This is a genomic window from Streptomyces sp. NPDC006261 (genome assembly GCF_040613515.1).
In the GTDB taxonomy this organism is placed as follows: Bacteria; Actinomycetota; Actinomycetes; order Streptomycetales; family Streptomycetaceae; genus Streptomyces.
Genome location: NZ_JBEXSI010000102.1, coordinates 1 through 13,662, shown reverse-complemented (window position 1 = coordinate 13,662; position 13,662 = coordinate 1). Strand labels below are relative to the sequence as shown.

Annotated in this window: 10 protein-coding genes and 2 pseudogenes; 7 read left to right on the top strand and 5 right to left on the bottom strand. The window is 70.8% G+C overall.

Translation table 11 applies throughout. The features are described 5' to 3' along the window. Both ABZ154_RS33610 and ABZ154_RS33605 read right to left on the bottom strand, forming a co-directional pair. Window positions 1-1,035: pseudogene (locus tag ABZ154_RS33610) on the bottom strand (CDP-glycerol glycerophosphotransferase family protein); the annotation flags it as partial. Between the two features lie 298 nt (window positions 1,036-1,333). Further along, window positions 1,334-1,852 carry a MerR family transcriptional regulator gene (locus ABZ154_RS33605; RefSeq protein ID WP_356838143.1) on the bottom strand — a complete coding sequence of 173 codons (519 nt, stop codon included), beginning with the start codon at window positions 1,850-1,852 and terminating at the stop codon, window positions 1,334-1,336. A gap of 397 nt (window positions 1,853-2,249) precedes the next feature. Between ABZ154_RS33605 and ABZ154_RS33600 the strand changes: the two genes are divergently transcribed. From ABZ154_RS33600 to ligD, 3 genes are all read left to right on the top strand, one after another. After that, window positions 2,250-3,755, top strand: coding sequence for a SulP family inorganic anion transporter (locus tag ABZ154_RS33600; RefSeq protein ID WP_356838142.1), 1,506 nt, complete (start codon window positions 2,250-2,252; stop codon window positions 3,753-3,755). Window positions 3,756-4,328: 573 nt separating this feature from the next. Next, entirely contained in the window at window positions 4,329-5,291 is a 963-nt protein-coding gene (locus tag ABZ154_RS33595; protein ID WP_356838141.1) for a Ku protein, read from the top strand. A 15-nt stretch (window positions 5,292-5,306) separates the two neighbouring features. Then, window positions 5,307-6,269, top strand: a complete 963-nt coding sequence (gene ligD, locus ABZ154_RS33590; RefSeq protein ID WP_356838140.1) for a non-homologous end-joining DNA ligase — start codon at window positions 5,307-5,309, stop codon at window positions 6,267-6,269. Window positions 6,270-6,425: 156 nt separating this feature from the next. Here the strand turns inward: ligD and ABZ154_RS33585 are convergent, their stop codons facing one another. Together ABZ154_RS33585 and ABZ154_RS33580 are read right to left on the bottom strand one after the other, a co-directional pair. Then, a complete protein-coding gene (locus ABZ154_RS33585; protein ID WP_356838139.1) occupies window positions 6,426-6,815 on the bottom strand; it encodes an FxLYD domain-containing protein in 390 nt (129 codons plus the stop codon). A 614-nt stretch (window positions 6,816-7,429) separates the two neighbouring features. Continuing rightward, window positions 7,430-7,832, bottom strand: a pseudogene (locus ABZ154_RS33580) (amidase family protein); the annotation flags it as partial. Between the two features lie 501 nt (window positions 7,833-8,333). On the opposite strand from ABZ154_RS33580, the gene ABZ154_RS33575 reads away from it, so the two are divergent. Beyond that, the gene (locus ABZ154_RS33575) at window positions 8,334-9,068 is read left to right on the top strand and encodes a hypothetical protein (RefSeq protein ID WP_356838138.1); all 735 of its coding nucleotides are present in this window, start codon (window positions 8,334-8,336) and stop codon (window positions 9,066-9,068) included. Between the two features lie 351 nt (window positions 9,069-9,419). Here the strand turns inward: ABZ154_RS33575 and ABZ154_RS33570 are convergent, their stop codons facing one another. Beyond that, entirely contained in the window at window positions 9,420-11,243 is a 1,824-nt protein-coding gene (locus ABZ154_RS33570) for a bifunctional metallophosphatase/5'-nucleotidase (protein ID WP_356838137.1), read from the bottom strand. A 198-nt stretch (window positions 11,244-11,441) separates the two neighbouring features. Here ABZ154_RS33570 and ABZ154_RS33565 point away from each other — a divergent pair, with 198 nt between their 5' ends. From ABZ154_RS33565 to mshD, 3 genes are all read left to right on the top strand, one after another. Beyond that, window positions 11,442-11,882 carry a DUF1016 N-terminal domain-containing protein gene (locus ABZ154_RS33565; protein WP_356838136.1) on the top strand — a complete coding sequence of 147 codons (441 nt, stop codon included), beginning with the start codon at window positions 11,442-11,444 and terminating at the stop codon, window positions 11,880-11,882. Continuing rightward, the gene (locus tag ABZ154_RS33560; RefSeq protein WP_356838144.1) at window positions 11,770-12,003 is read left to right on the top strand and encodes a hypothetical protein; all 234 of its coding nucleotides are present in this window, start codon (window positions 11,770-11,772) and stop codon (window positions 12,001-12,003) included. The genes ABZ154_RS33565 and ABZ154_RS33560 overlap by 113 nt, the downstream gene beginning before the upstream one ends. A gap of 248 nt (window positions 12,004-12,251) precedes the next feature. Continuing rightward, entirely contained in the window at window positions 12,252-13,175 is a 924-nt protein-coding gene (gene mshD / locus ABZ154_RS33555) for a mycothiol synthase (RefSeq protein WP_356838135.1), read from the top strand. Window positions 13,176-13,662 lie beyond the last annotated feature (487 nt).

Sequence of the window (13,662 nt, the reverse complement as noted above, 5' to 3'; positions counted from 1 at the left end):
GGCCTCCTGGCCCTTGCCGCCGGCGTCCCTGAAGGTCACCTTCAAAGAACGGGTCTTGATTCCCGGCAGGTCGTCCGCGGTCAGCCGGTCAAGACTGAAGACCGCTAGGTAGCGCCGGAACGCGTCGGCGGAACCGGACTCGGGCAGGGGGGTGAGGGGGCTGTCGAGTCGGGTGTCGCCTTCGGCGATACGCACAGCGGTCGGGATCTCGGCGCCACTGCGTGCCCTGGCGACCAAGTGCAGTTCGCCGTCCACGACGGTGCAGGACTCGACCTCAGCAGGCGGCTGCTCCACCGTGATGCCCACGCCGTCCTTGGTGAAGCCGACCACGAGACGTGAGCCGTCCGCCAGATGACGGACCTGGTTGTGCCCGGCCGTACCCGCATCGCGCTGGCGCACCGGCGCCCCGTAGATCCCGCCCGGCCCCGGTATCCCGACGTAGAGAATCCACTGGCCGGCTCCCCGTCCGGCGAGCTCGCGCAGCCGACGCGCGGAGACGACGACTTCGAAACCCGTCTGGTCGTAGCAGTGCAGCGCCTGCCCGGAAGCGACGGTGGCCTGCTCGTTCCTGGTGCGGCGCAGGCGCAGCTTGATGCGACGGCCGGTCTCTGCGTGCTTCAGCACCGCGAACCGGCCGACCCGGCCCGACGGACGCGGCAGGTTCGCGACGAACGCGTACCCTCCCCACACCAGATCGTCACCACGCCACTCGACCGAGGTGAGCTGCGCCGTCACCGGCAGGTCACGACGCTTGAGCGCGGTGATCCGTTCCGGCAGCACCAGGCTCTGCAGCCCCGGCAGCACCAGCCGGGGGCGACGGATGCCTGCCACGAGGAAGCCGCCGGGGTCCCTGCGCTGGCCCCGGACCACCTCGGCAAGATCCTCGGCACGCCCCTCGGCCGCGAGGTACCACATGACACGCTCGGCCGGCCGGAGGCCGGTGAGCACCTTCTCGCCGTGGGTGTCGAGCAGTTCCCGCACCGCGGTGCGCAACTCCTCGCGCTCGGCCTGCGAGCTCTCGGGAAAGAACCGCAAGATCCTCCGCACTCCTGCCGGTGCGAGATCGGCGAGAGACTGTGCCATGAGTGGTGCCCTTCTTCAATGTGCTGGTCAACTCCGAGCCACCGCACGTTAACCGGATTACCCGTGTACCGAACACGTCGGGTGATACCAGTACGGGCACGTGCAGCTCGAATCCGTCGAGCTTGTCCGGGAAATAGTGAGTTCGAGGCGTTGAGGCACCCCAAGGCCGCCTCAACCGACCTCCGGTGCGGTGTCCGAACGCAGCGATGACGTGCAGTCGCCCTCTCCGCTTCCGCCCGCCCCGCCATCGTCACCGTCGGGGTGCGGACGCACCTCCACGCATGCCTGCCTCGCAGGCCTGCGGCGTCTCCGCGCCGAGGGCAGGCGCCGGGTCAGGCCGGGCTGCCGCAGAGCGGGCAGCGGCGTCCTCGCCGGGAGCGTTCCGGAGACGGGTGCGGAGGGTGGCCGCGAAGTCCTCCGCGCGGCTCAGCTGGATGCGCAGGTCCTCGATCTTCCGGGCGGCGGCCTGCTCGTAGACCTCCACGCGCTCCAGGAGCGCTTCGCGTCCGACGGCGTCGGACGACGGGGCGGTGTCGAGGCGGTCGGTGATGTCGAGCAGGTCCCGCATCTCGTCCAGGGTGAAGCCGAGCGGCTTCATCCGGCGGATGACCATGAGCCGGGCGACGTCGGCCTCGGTGTAGAGGCGGAACCCGCCCTGGGAGCGGGCGGAGGGGATGACCAGGCCGGTCTCCTCGTAGTGCCGGATGGTGCGCAAGGACAGTTCCGTCCGCGCGGCGACCTCGCCGATCTGCATGTGCTTGTCGTCCACGCCCGTGTCCCCGACCCTTCCCGTTGTGGCGGGCAGCATCCCCTGCGAACCCCACCGACCTCTACTCTAACGTTAGGGTAGAGTCGATGACGGCAAGGGCGGCCCGGCCGCCCCGCCACTGCCGTTCCGGGGCCGATGGCGCCCCCGGCGAAGATCCGATTCTTGCAGGAGAGAGCGTGCGCGAGCCCATGACGCCGATCGCCGCCGCCTGCCCGCCGTGACCCTTCGCCCGCGGACGTAACCCACCGGCCAGGCACCGCCCAGGCCCCGGCGCGCGTCCTCCACGACTTCGCGGCCCCTCTCGGGCCGCCCGCGGGATGCCGGCCGGTCTCCCGCGCATCCTCCCGCACGCCCAGCCTTCCCGCGGTGTGCCCGAGCACGACAGGTACGCATCTCCTTGTCTTCTGCTGCTGTCACTCCCGCCGCGCGGCTGCGCGGCCTGCGCCCCGACTGGCTGAACGACCCGAAGGTCTGGCGCACCGAGATCCTGGCCGGCCTGGTCGTCGCGCTGGCCCTGATCCCCGAGGCGATCTCGTTCTCGATCATCGCCGGCGTCGACCCGGCGGTCGGCCTGTTCGCCTCGTTCACCATGGCCGTGGTCATCTCCATCGTCGGCGGCCGACGGGCGATGATCTCCGCCGCCACCGGCGCCGTCGCCCTCGTCATCGCCCCCCTGAACCGCGAGCACGGCCTGGGCTACCTGATCGCCGCCGTCATCCTCGCCGGAATCATCCAGATCGTCCTGGGCGCGCTCGGGGTGGCGAAGCTGATGCGGTTCGTGCCCCGCTCGGTGATGGTCGGCTTCGTCAACGCCCTGGCGATCCTGATCTTCATGGCGCAGGTGCCCGAGATGCGCGATGTCCCCTGGGCGGTGTATCCGCTGATCATCGGCGGACTCGCGTTGATGGTGTTCTTCCCGAAGGTCACGAAGGTGATCCCCGCCCCGCTCGTCTCGATCGTCATCCTGACCGTCATCACGGTCGCGGCCGGCATCGCGGTGCCGACCGTCGGCGACAAGGGTGAGCTGCCGTCCTCCCTGCCGGTGCCGGGCCTGCCGGATGTGCCCTTCACCCTGGACACCCTGACGACGATCGCCCCGTACGCGTTCGCGATGGCCCTGGTCGGGCTCATGGAGTCGCTGATGACGGCCAAGCTGGTCGACGAGATCACCGACACCCACTCCTCCAAGACCCGCGAGTCCATCGGCCAGGGCATCGCCAACATCGTCACGGGCTTCTTCGGCGGCATGGGCGGCTGCGCCATGATCGGCCAGACCATGATCAACGTGAAGGTCTCCGGCGCCCGCACCCGCCTGTCCACGTTCCTGGCGGGCTCGTTCCTGATGGTGCTGTGCATCGTCTTCGGCCCGGTCGTCTCCGACATCCCCATGGCAGCCCTGGTCGCCGTCATGGTCATGGTGGCCTTCGCGACCTTCGACTGGCACTCCATCGCCCCCAAGACGCTGAAGCGGATGCCCGCCGGCGAGATCACGGTCATGGCCATCACCGTGATCGTGGTGGTCGCCACCGACAACCTCGCCATCGGCGTCGTCGTCGGCTCCGTCACCGCCATGGTCATCTTCGCCAAGCGCGTCGCCCACCTCGCCCGCGTGCACAGCGTCCTCGACCCCGACGGCACCACCGTCGTCTACCGGGTCACCGGCGAGCTGTTCTTCGCCTCCTCCAACGACCTCGTCGGCCAGTTCGACTACGCCGGCGACCCGGACAAGATCGTCATCGACCTGTCCGAGGCCCACATCTGGGACGCCTCCTCCGTAGCGGCCCTGGACGCGATCGAGACCAAGTACAAGCAGCGCGGCAAGACCGTGGAAATCACCGGGCTGAACGACCTGAGCGCCGGCCTTCACGGCAAGCTCACTGGCGAACTCTCCGGCAGCCACTGACCCCCGTACCGGGAACGACAGGCGGGCCCCGGCTGTAGCCGGGGCCCGCCTGTCGTTCCCACATGCCCGGTCGAGCCGCCTTCGACCCGTTCCGCGCTCTCGCCCCCCACACCACTGGCTACGCATGGACGAGACCGGAGGACTCCGCAGAGTGACGGCAGGCGTCTTTTCGTCGGCTTGCTCGTGTCCGCGTCCGGCGCGGGCCAGGGGGAAGACGGTGTGGCGCTGCGGTGGCCTCGTGCTGATGTCTGCTGATGCCGGCCAGCGGCGGTCGGGCGGGAACCCCTGTGTCTCGCATACCCGGTCCACGCTCGTATGCGTCGTCAGTCACCGGCCGGTCCGGTGCCCTGAGCGCGACAGGTAGATCGAGCACGGGATCTCATTGATGGATGAACCGCTTCCGCTTCCCCGATGCACTGCTGTGACCGTGCACGGGTGCGGCGGAGGCCGAGGCGGGCGAGGATCGTAGTGCGGGCAGCCGCCCGGCCGCGTCGACCCCGGCTCTCCCCCTGCCGGAGCTGCGGTCCGGTCCGCTTCCGGTCATCCAGCCCACGGGGGGTGGAGGAGGTCAGCATGCCGAGGCCCTTGTGGACCGGTGCCATTTCCTTTGGCCTGGTCACGATCCCGGTCAAGGTCGTCTCCGCGACCCAGGACCACTCGATCCACTTCCGTCAGGTCCACCTGGAAGACATGGGCCGGGTGCGCACGAAGAAGGTCTGCGAGCTGGACGGCGAGGCGCTGTCGCAGGACGAGATCGGCAAGGGCTACGAGCTGTCGAAGGAACAGACCGTCCCGATCACGGACGAGGAGCTCGACCAGATGCCGCTGCCCACGACGAAGGCGATCGAGATCGTGGCGTTCGTCGACGCGGACAGCGTTGACCCGATCCGCATCAGCGACTCCTACTATCTGGCGACCGACGGCCAGGTCGCCGCGAAGCCCTACACCCTGCTGCGCCGGGCGCTGGAGCGCTCGGACAAAGTCGCCGTGGCCAAGTTCGCCTGGCACAACCGGGAGCGCCTCGGCCTGCTGCGGGTGCGTGAGGGTGCGATCGTGCTGCACTCGATGCGCTGGCCGGACGAGATCCGCAGCCCGGAGTCCCTGGCCCCCCGCAAGGTGGAGCTTGAGGAGGGCGAGATCGAGCGAGCGGTGCAGCTGACCGACACCATGGCCCTGGACAGCATCACCGGGTTCCGTGACGCCTACCGGGACGCCCTGGAGGAGCTGCTCACGGCGAAGTCTGAGGGCAAGGAGCTCCCGGAGCCGGCCGAGGGCGGGGAGCGGGAGCAGGGACAGGTCCTGGATCTGATGGCCGCGCTGAACGCGTCGGTGGCGGCGGCGAAGGAGAGCCGCGGCGAAGACGGGGGAGGGGAGGCAACGGTCCACGACATGCGACCTTCGAAGAAGGCCACCGCGAAGAAGACGGCCCCAGCCAAGAAGGCCACTGCCCGGAAGGGCGGCGCGAAGAAGACGGCCACCGCGAAGAAGACGCCGGCCGGGAGCAAGCGCACGGCGAGGAAACGGAGCGCCTCCTGACCGGGGACACCTCTCGTGGCCTCTCTCCCCCGCATCGCTCCGATGCTCGCGACGCCCGGCAAGCTGCCCCCGGCGTCAGCAGATGCCTCGTACGCGTACGAGGTGAAACAGGACGGGCAGCGGTGCATCGTCTACCTTCCCGGCGACGGGACGGTGGTACTGCGCTCCCGATCGGGTGCCGACATCACCCCCGCCTACCCCGAGCTCACCCGTCTGGGGACAGCGCTGGGCTCCCGGCCCGCTGTGCTGGACGGGGAGATCGTCGCCCTGGACGGTGAGGGGCGCAGCGATTTCGAGCGGCTGCAGTCCCGGATGGGGCTGGTCGGCTCCCCGGCCAGGGCGGCCCGCATGGCCGCGAAGCTCCCCGCCCACCTGATGCTGTTCGACGCCCTCTTCCTCGACACCGGCAGCCTGACCCGCACCCCCTACTCCGAGCGCCGCACGGCCCTGGAGACCCTGGCCCTCGCGGGGGCCTCGTGGTCGACCCCGGCGGCTGTCGTCGGCCACGGACCGCAAGCACTGGAGATGACCCGGGCCGCCGGCTTCGAAGGCCTCGTCGCCAAGCGCCTCACCTCGCTCTACGAGCCGGGTGTCAGGTCCCGGGCGTGGGTCAAGATCCGGCACGTGCGGACCGAGGACATCGTGATCGGTGGCTGGGTGCCAGGCCGCGGGCGGCTCGCCGCCCTTCCCGGCGCCCTCCTCATGGGCCAACCGCACCCCGGCGGGGAACTCCACTACGTCGGCAGCGTCGGCACCGGATGGAGCGATGCCGAGCGCACCACCCTCTCGGCTCTTCTCCAGACCGCGCCGTCCGAGACGTGCCCGTTCACCGAGCGGCCTGCGGTGACCGGTGCCCGGTGGGTGGAGCCCCGCCTGGTCGGAGAAGTCCGGTACACGACCCGAACCAGGGCCGGACGCCTGCGCCACCCCTCCTGGCACCGCCTGCGCCCCGACCTCACCCCCGACGACCTCGACTGAAAAGAGTGAGAGTCACTCGGGGAGAGGGCCACGGCGCAAGCGGCCGAAGGCCACGCGTGCTGCACGCCGCGCGTGCTGCAGGCCGGCCCGTCCGTAATTGAGGATGCCTGCCGGTGCACCCGGCGCTGCTCGGCGGGCCGGGGCGGCGTTGCCTGCTCAGGAGGCGTATCGGGTGACGTCGGTGATCCGGCAGGTCACCTTGGTGGTGATCTGGTCCAGTCCCTGCGCCTTCGTGTCCACCTTCTGTTCCGGCGCGACGTTGTCCGCCACTGCGGAGGCCTCGCCGAGGCGGGTGCCGGACGCGTCGACGAACTCGACCTGCACCATGTAGTCGCTGGCTTTGCTGGACCGGTTCGTGATCAGCAGGTCCGCATGGGCCCAGTTGGTGGACGGGTCCACTTCGCACGCCGTGACCTTGACATCCCCTCGGGGCCCGCTCTCCTCTTGCGGCTCCTCCGAGGACGGGGTCTCCCGCGTCGAGGACGGCGTGGCCGGGCCTGTGGGGCTTCGGTCCGGCTCGTCGTCGTTCCCTCCGGAAGAGGCCATGATGGCGACGATCAGGACGATCACCAGGACGAGAGCGCCCAGACACGAGCAGCCCAGGATCTTTCCCCTGCCGCTCTTACGGGGAGGGGGCGGCTGTTTTGGCCGGGGGGCGTGCCCCAGCCGGGCTGAGAGGCTGGTCCTCCCTGACCGGGGGGTGGCTCCCAGCCGGGCGGCTGCTGTTGGTTCGACATGCCTGGATTGTCCGCTTCGGTGGGTGCGGTCGCATCCGGACCGGCGCGGGGCGGTGGATTCGGCCGCTGGTCTTCCGGTCGTTGGCAGGCGGGGGCGCGGCAGGCATCCGAGCAGTGCTGCCGCCGGGCCGAGCCGGTCCCGGGGGCCGGGCACCGCGCACCGGGCGCCGCACCCCACGCACCGCGCACCGCGCACCGCGAGCATCCCGCCCCTCCAGTGTCCGCCGGTTCGCGGGCGGGGCGCTGCCGGACCACGTGCTCCGGCAGCGCGCTGCGCGACAGGACCAGCTGCCACGGCACGGACCGCCACCGGAGCCGCCGCAGGCCGCCAGGCGGGACGCCGGACCGGCGAGGAGTGATCACCGGCCGACGGTACGAGCGGCCACCGAGAAGCCCGGGGCCCACGGCCCGAGGCCCGGGGATCGCCCGCACAGCGGCACCGGTCGGAAGGAGCGGGGGTTCGTCGAGGACCAGGACCCGGAAGTCACGGAGCCGCTCGTGGCGCGGGCGGCAGCGTCACGCTGTGCGCCACACCGGACGTCAGCGGGTCCGGTCCGGCCATGACATCGAGCAGGAGCGTGAGGTCGCGGGCCGTGCGCGCCATCGGACCGACGACGGCGAGGTCGGGGTCGGCAGGCAGCGCGGGAGCGGTCGGCGGGACCATGCCCCGGCTCGCAGCAAGTCCGAGCGTCGGCTTGTGCGCGTGGATGCCGCAGAGATGGGCGGGGGTGCGTGGCGAACCGGCGAGGTCGGAACCGATGGACAGCGCACCGAACCCGGAAGCCAGGGCGGCCGCCGATCCGCCGGAGGATCCACCCGCCGTACGGACGCAATCCGTATGGACCACCCGTCGAGGCCATAAAACGCCGCTCGGCACACCGGGGCTGGCGTCCCCGAAGCCCGAGCCACGGGGCTCGGGCGCCGAGGCCCGGGACGCGCGCTTCGGTGGCGGTCGGCTCACGCTTTCGGGTGTACGTCGACGAGGCCGGGCCCGGTGCTCGGGTCCCGGGACTCGGGCGTCGGGACACGAGACCCGGGATCCGAGCGCCTTCTTTGACCGGGGCGGAAATGAAGGGGGGTTGGGGAAAACCTCCCCACCCTCCCAACCCGTAACGGCGAGGAAGTATGACTAATCGTGACAGCGTGCGGCGCAGCGTCACGACTGCTTACGGTTCGAGAACCAAACGACCCCGACGCGGTGTTGAACGCACCAGGCCGGGGTCTCACCGCAAGATCGATTCCCAGAAAGCCGATTCCGTGGCTATCCAGCACCCTAGCCCTGCCCTGCCCTGCCCTGCACGCGCCCGCGTCCTCACCCGCGTACCCGATGGCCAAGCCCGGCTACGGCAAACGCTCCGTGCCGAGCCAACCTCCGCGGACGCGCGAGGACTTCGCTTTCCTGCCGACGCGCGAGCGGTACGTCGCCGGGTTCATCGACCACCTCCCCGAGGCCGCCGCGATGAGCGTGAAGACCCTCGCCCAGCAGCTTCCGCTCGACGGCCAGCAGGCCATCGGCTCCGCCTTGAAGGCCCTGTCGGTCGCCGGACATCTGCGGCGCGTGCGGTGCGAGCTGGGACGGGAGGGCCAGGTCCGCTGGGTCTCCCCCGCCTATCTCGCCCTCGCCCACCTCGGGCAGGTCGACCGTCGCGTCGGCCTCTCCGCCGAGGACTGCGACGCGCTCGAAGAGCTCGCCGCCGCCTGGCTGGAACGGGGCGTCACCGGCGAGTACGTCGTCCACGCCCTCACCGCCGGGCTCCCCCGGTCCGTCGATTCGCCCGCCGGCCTCGTACGCCGCCGCCTTAGAAGGAAGATCCCGCCCCACCAGCCCACCGCCGGAGCCGCGCAACCGCCTGCACCCGGCGCACCCGCCACCCCCGTCCTGGTCGAATGCTCCGAGTGCGGCGCCCCAGGACGGCCCGAGGCACTCCCCGACGGGCTCTGCCGCCCCTGCCGCCCCGGCGCCGAGGGCCCCGAGGGGCGCACCCGGGACGACGGGCTCCCCGTACAGCGCGACATCGGCGCCTACGTCAGCTCGATCCGCTACCGGCTCAAGCTCCCCTGAACAGCCGCGAGGGGCGGCAGCACGGTCGCCACAGCCGTCACGCCGACGGCCCCGGCGGTGGACGTACCCCTTCCTGAGCGGCCCACCGCACAGTCGGGCCTCTTCGCCGCCGGCGTCCAGCAGCGGTACGGGATCGGCGTGTCCGCCCACGGCGCGGTGTCCGGCCGACAGAGCCCCGCCGCGGACCGGATCCGCGCCGAGGAAACGGCGCGGCAGCCACCTGCCGATGCCGTTCCAGGCGCGGAGATGAGCGGTGAGCAGACATCCATGCAGGCTCACGGCGCGCCTCCCCGGGCCGGCAACGCGAAGGGGCGGCGGGCCGTCGGCCCGCCGCCCCTCACCGCACAGGTGTTACCGCACGACCGTGATCCGGTCCGTCGCCGGCGGGTCCAGCGGGGACGCGGCCGTGGAGTGGGCCGCCAGGTAGGCGTTGAACAGGTCCAGGTCCGAGGCGCCGACCAGCTTGTTCGTGCCCTGGCCGAGGGCCGGGAAGCCGTCGCCGCCCCCCGCGAGGAACTCGTTCATCGCGACGCGGTAAGTGCGGGCCGGGTCGATCGCCGCGCCGTTCAGCTTGACGGAGTCGGTGACCACGCGGGCCGCGCCGGTCTTCGTCAGGTCCAGGGTGTAGGTGAGGCCCCTGGAGACCTGGAGGATCTTCGGGCTCGCCTCGTTGGCGCCGCTGACCTGCTGCTGGAGCGCGGCGACCAGCTGGGCGCCGGTCAGGTCGACGACGTTCATCATGTTGGTGAACGGCTGCACGGTGAACGCCTCGCCGTACGTGACGACCCCGTCGCCCTCACTGCCGGACGCCTTGTGGACGAGGTCCGCGCGGATGCCGCCCGGGTTCATGAACGCGACTTCCGCGCCGCCCTTGTCGGCCGGGGCGAGGCCTTCGAGCTGCGCGTCGGCGATGACGTTGCCGAGCGGCTTCTCGGGGGCCGTGGATCCCCGGCCGGTGATGTCTGCGCTGATCCAGCCCTGCGGCCGGTTGGCGATCGGGGCCGCCAGCTTGTTCCAGCGGTCGATCAGGCGGGTCATGTCGGTGGCCTTGGGCTGGTCCCGGGTCACCACGTGGTTCGCCGACTTCACCGACGTACGGACGATGTCCTTCGTACGGAGGTCGTAGGTGAGCGTGGTGTCCGTGTAGAGCTTGCCGAACGACGCGGCAGAAGTGACCATGCGCGGCTTGCCCGCCGGGTCCGGGACCGTGCACACGTACGCCTGGTGGGTGTGGCCCGTGACCAGGGCGTCCACCCTCGGCGTGATGCCCTTGGCGATGTCGACGATCGGGCCGGAGATGCCGTCGCCCGCGCCGGGGCTGTCGCAGTCGTAGTTGTACGAGGTGGAGGCCGGGGCCCCGCCCTCGTGGATCAGGGCCACGATGGACTTGACGCCCTTGCGGTCCAGCTCCTTGGCGTACTTGTTGATCGTCTCGACCTCGTCGTGGAACTTGAGGCCCTTGACCCCGTTCGCGGTGACGATGTCCGGCGTGCCCTCCAGGGTCACGCCGATGAAGCCGATCTTGACGCCGTTCTTCTTCCAGATCGTGTACGGCTTGAGCAGCGGCTTGCCGGTCTTCTCCTTGGTGACGTTGGCCGCCAGGTAGGGGAAGTCCGCGCCCTTGAACTTCCTGCCCTTCTCGTAGCAGCCCTCGACCGGGTGACAGCCACCGTTCTGGAGGCGGGCCAGCTCGGTCGCACCCTCGTCGAACTCGTGGTTGCCGACCGCCGAGACGTCCAGGTTCAGCTTGTTGAGCGCCTCGATCGTCGGCTCGTCGTGGAAGAGGCCCGACAGCAGCGGGCTCGCGCCGACCATGTCGCCGCCGGCCGCCGTGACGGAGTAAGGGTTGCCCTTGCGCGCGGTGCGCAGCGAGGTGGCCAGGTATTCGACGCCACCGGCGGGGATCGCCTCGACCGTGCCGTCGGGGTGGGTCTTGCTGACGTTGCCCGCGGAGCCGGCCGGGGGCTCCAGGTTGCCGTGCAGGTCGTTGAAGGACAGCAACTGCACGTCTACGGTACGGGGCTTGTGGCCGTGCCCCTGGCCAGGACCGTGCCCGTGCCCCTTGTCATGAGCCCCGGCCGGCATCGCGGCGACGAGCGCGCCCACGGTGGCCAGACCGGCCGCGGCGGCGAGCACCCGCCGGGACGCACGGTTCTTCTGCGGAGTCGCTGACATCGGTCCCCTTGTGTGTCAGTCAGTGGTGTCACTTCTGGAATCCTGCGTGCCGCAGCCTAGAGTCAACGCGCGTAGCGCAACAGGTGTTCGGGGTTACGGACTGGTTGCCATCCGGCCAAATGGCTCGTCAGAGTCGCTTCACATGCACCTCTATCGTCCGTATGGCTCACATATGCGGACAGAAACGTCACGGCACGCATGGCATCCGGAAGTCTGTGTGCCCTGGAGAACGAGCTCGCGGCCACGCCGCAGGTGCCGGGCCAGCAGCAAGCACCGCCGGCGGAACTCCCCGCCGGACTCCTCGACATGGCCGACGACCTCAAGACGATCGTCCGCGGGGCGCACGTCCGGGCCCAGCTCAAGGTCAACACCGAGATGCTCCGGATGTACTGGGAGATCGGGAAGGTCATCCTGGAGCGCCAGCGCGGGGAGAAGCGGGGCACGAAGGTCATCGAGCGCATCGCGACCGAGCTGCGGACGAGGTTCCCGCAGCAGCGGGAGATCCAGCCGATCCAACCTCCACTACATGCAGCAGATGGTCCGGACCTGGCCGGACTCAATCGCGCAACAGACTGTTGCGCAGCTGCATCTCGCGGAAGGGGCCGCCGCGAACAACTTCGACGTCAGCCTGCCCGGTAAGTCCGACGCCGTGCGGCAGATCCTCAAGGACCCTCACCGCCTCGACTTCACCGAGCTGTCGGCCCGGCCCGCCGAGCGCGACCTGGGGACGCGCTCGGCGACAACCTCGTACGGTTCCTGACCGGGCTGGGCGTCGGCTTCGCTTCGTCGGACGCCAGTATCCGATCGTGGTCGGCGACTGACCACCGGGCCGCGCCCGCGCACCCCCCGGCCCCGCCGGCCCGCACCGTACGCCCCGTACGTCTCCCTCGCGCACCCCCGGCCCCGCCGGCCCGCACCTCCGGCCCTCGCCAGGCTGCGCCACGCGCCCCCCGTACGTCGCCCTCGCGCACCCCCGCCCGCGCCCGCGATCCCCGTACGCTCGTCCTCATGACGACTGACGCACCCCTCCCCTCCCCCGGACGCGAGATTCAGGCCCTCGACGCGCTCGACCCCGCCCAGGCCGACGCCGTCCTCGAACTCCTCGGCGAGGCGGCCCGGTTCGACGGCAGGCAGGCGGTCTCCGAGCAGGGGAGGCTCCGGATCCGGGGCGGTCACCGCGTCGGTGTACGCCACTTCCTGCTCAGCAGCGACGGCATCCTCGCCGGGTACGCGCAGCTGGAGGACACCGACCCGGTGGAGGCCCCGGCGGCCGAGCTCGTCGTCCACCCCGAGCGGCGCGGCACCGGCCATGGCCGGGCCCTGGGCGCCGCCCTCCTCGCCGCGACCGGCAAGCGGCTGCGGGTCTGGGCGCACGGCGGCAGCGCGGCCGCCCGGCATCTGGCCCAGGTCCTCGGTCTGTCCCTCTTCCGCGAGCTGCGCCAGCTCCGCCGGAGCCTGGTCCCCCTCGACCTCGCCGAGCCCGTGCTGCCCGCAGGCGTCACCGTGAGGACCTTCGAGCCGGGCCGGGACGACACCGCCTGGCTCGCCGTGAACCGGGCCGCCTTCGCTCACCACCCCGAGCAGGGCTCCCTCACCCAGCAGGACCTGGACGACCGCAAGGCGGAGCCCTGGTTCGACCCGAAGGGGTTCTTCCTGGCCGAGCGGGACGGGGAGCTCGTCGGCTTCCACTGGACGAAGGTGCACGCCGAGGAGCAGCTGGGCGAGGTGTACGTCGTCGGCGTGCTGCCCGACGCCCAGGGCGGCGGCCTCGGCAAGGCGCTGACCTCGATCGGCCTGCACCACCTGGCCGCCGAGGCGCTGCCCACCGCGATGCTCTACGTCGACGCGGACAACACGGCGGCCGTGACGGTGTACGAGCGGATCGGCTTCACCACCCACGAGGTGGATCTGATGTACCGCACCGAGTCCTGAACCTCACACCTCCACCTTGAAGAAAATCTATCGTGGCGGGAGTAGACATCTCCCAGACGGTGGGTCTAGTGTTTTTCTCGTAGCCGGACAGCGAAGAGGGCACGGCAGTGGAGTGGTGGAGCCGGAAACGGTGGGTTCCTCCGCTGGCTGCCGGGCCGGGCGGCCCCCAGGGGCCGCGCAGCGGTATTCCGACCTGTCCGTCCGAATGAACCGAACCGAACGAGGTAGGGAGCAGACGCCATCAGGATCGCCCGGGCGAGGCGCAAACCGCCCGGGTACCGCAGGCCCCAGATCGGAAGGTGGTCCCCGGTCACGCATCCGCGATCCCCGCTCTCCCGCCCTCACCGGCGGACCGGCGGAAAAAGAAGGCCGACGTAGTCAGTCGGCAGATGGTGTTGAAGCTCGGGGCCCGAGTGCCGTACGGCACTCGGGCCCCCCGACGTGTCCCCACGCCCCAAACCGCCAGATCGGAAGAGCGGCGGGGAGG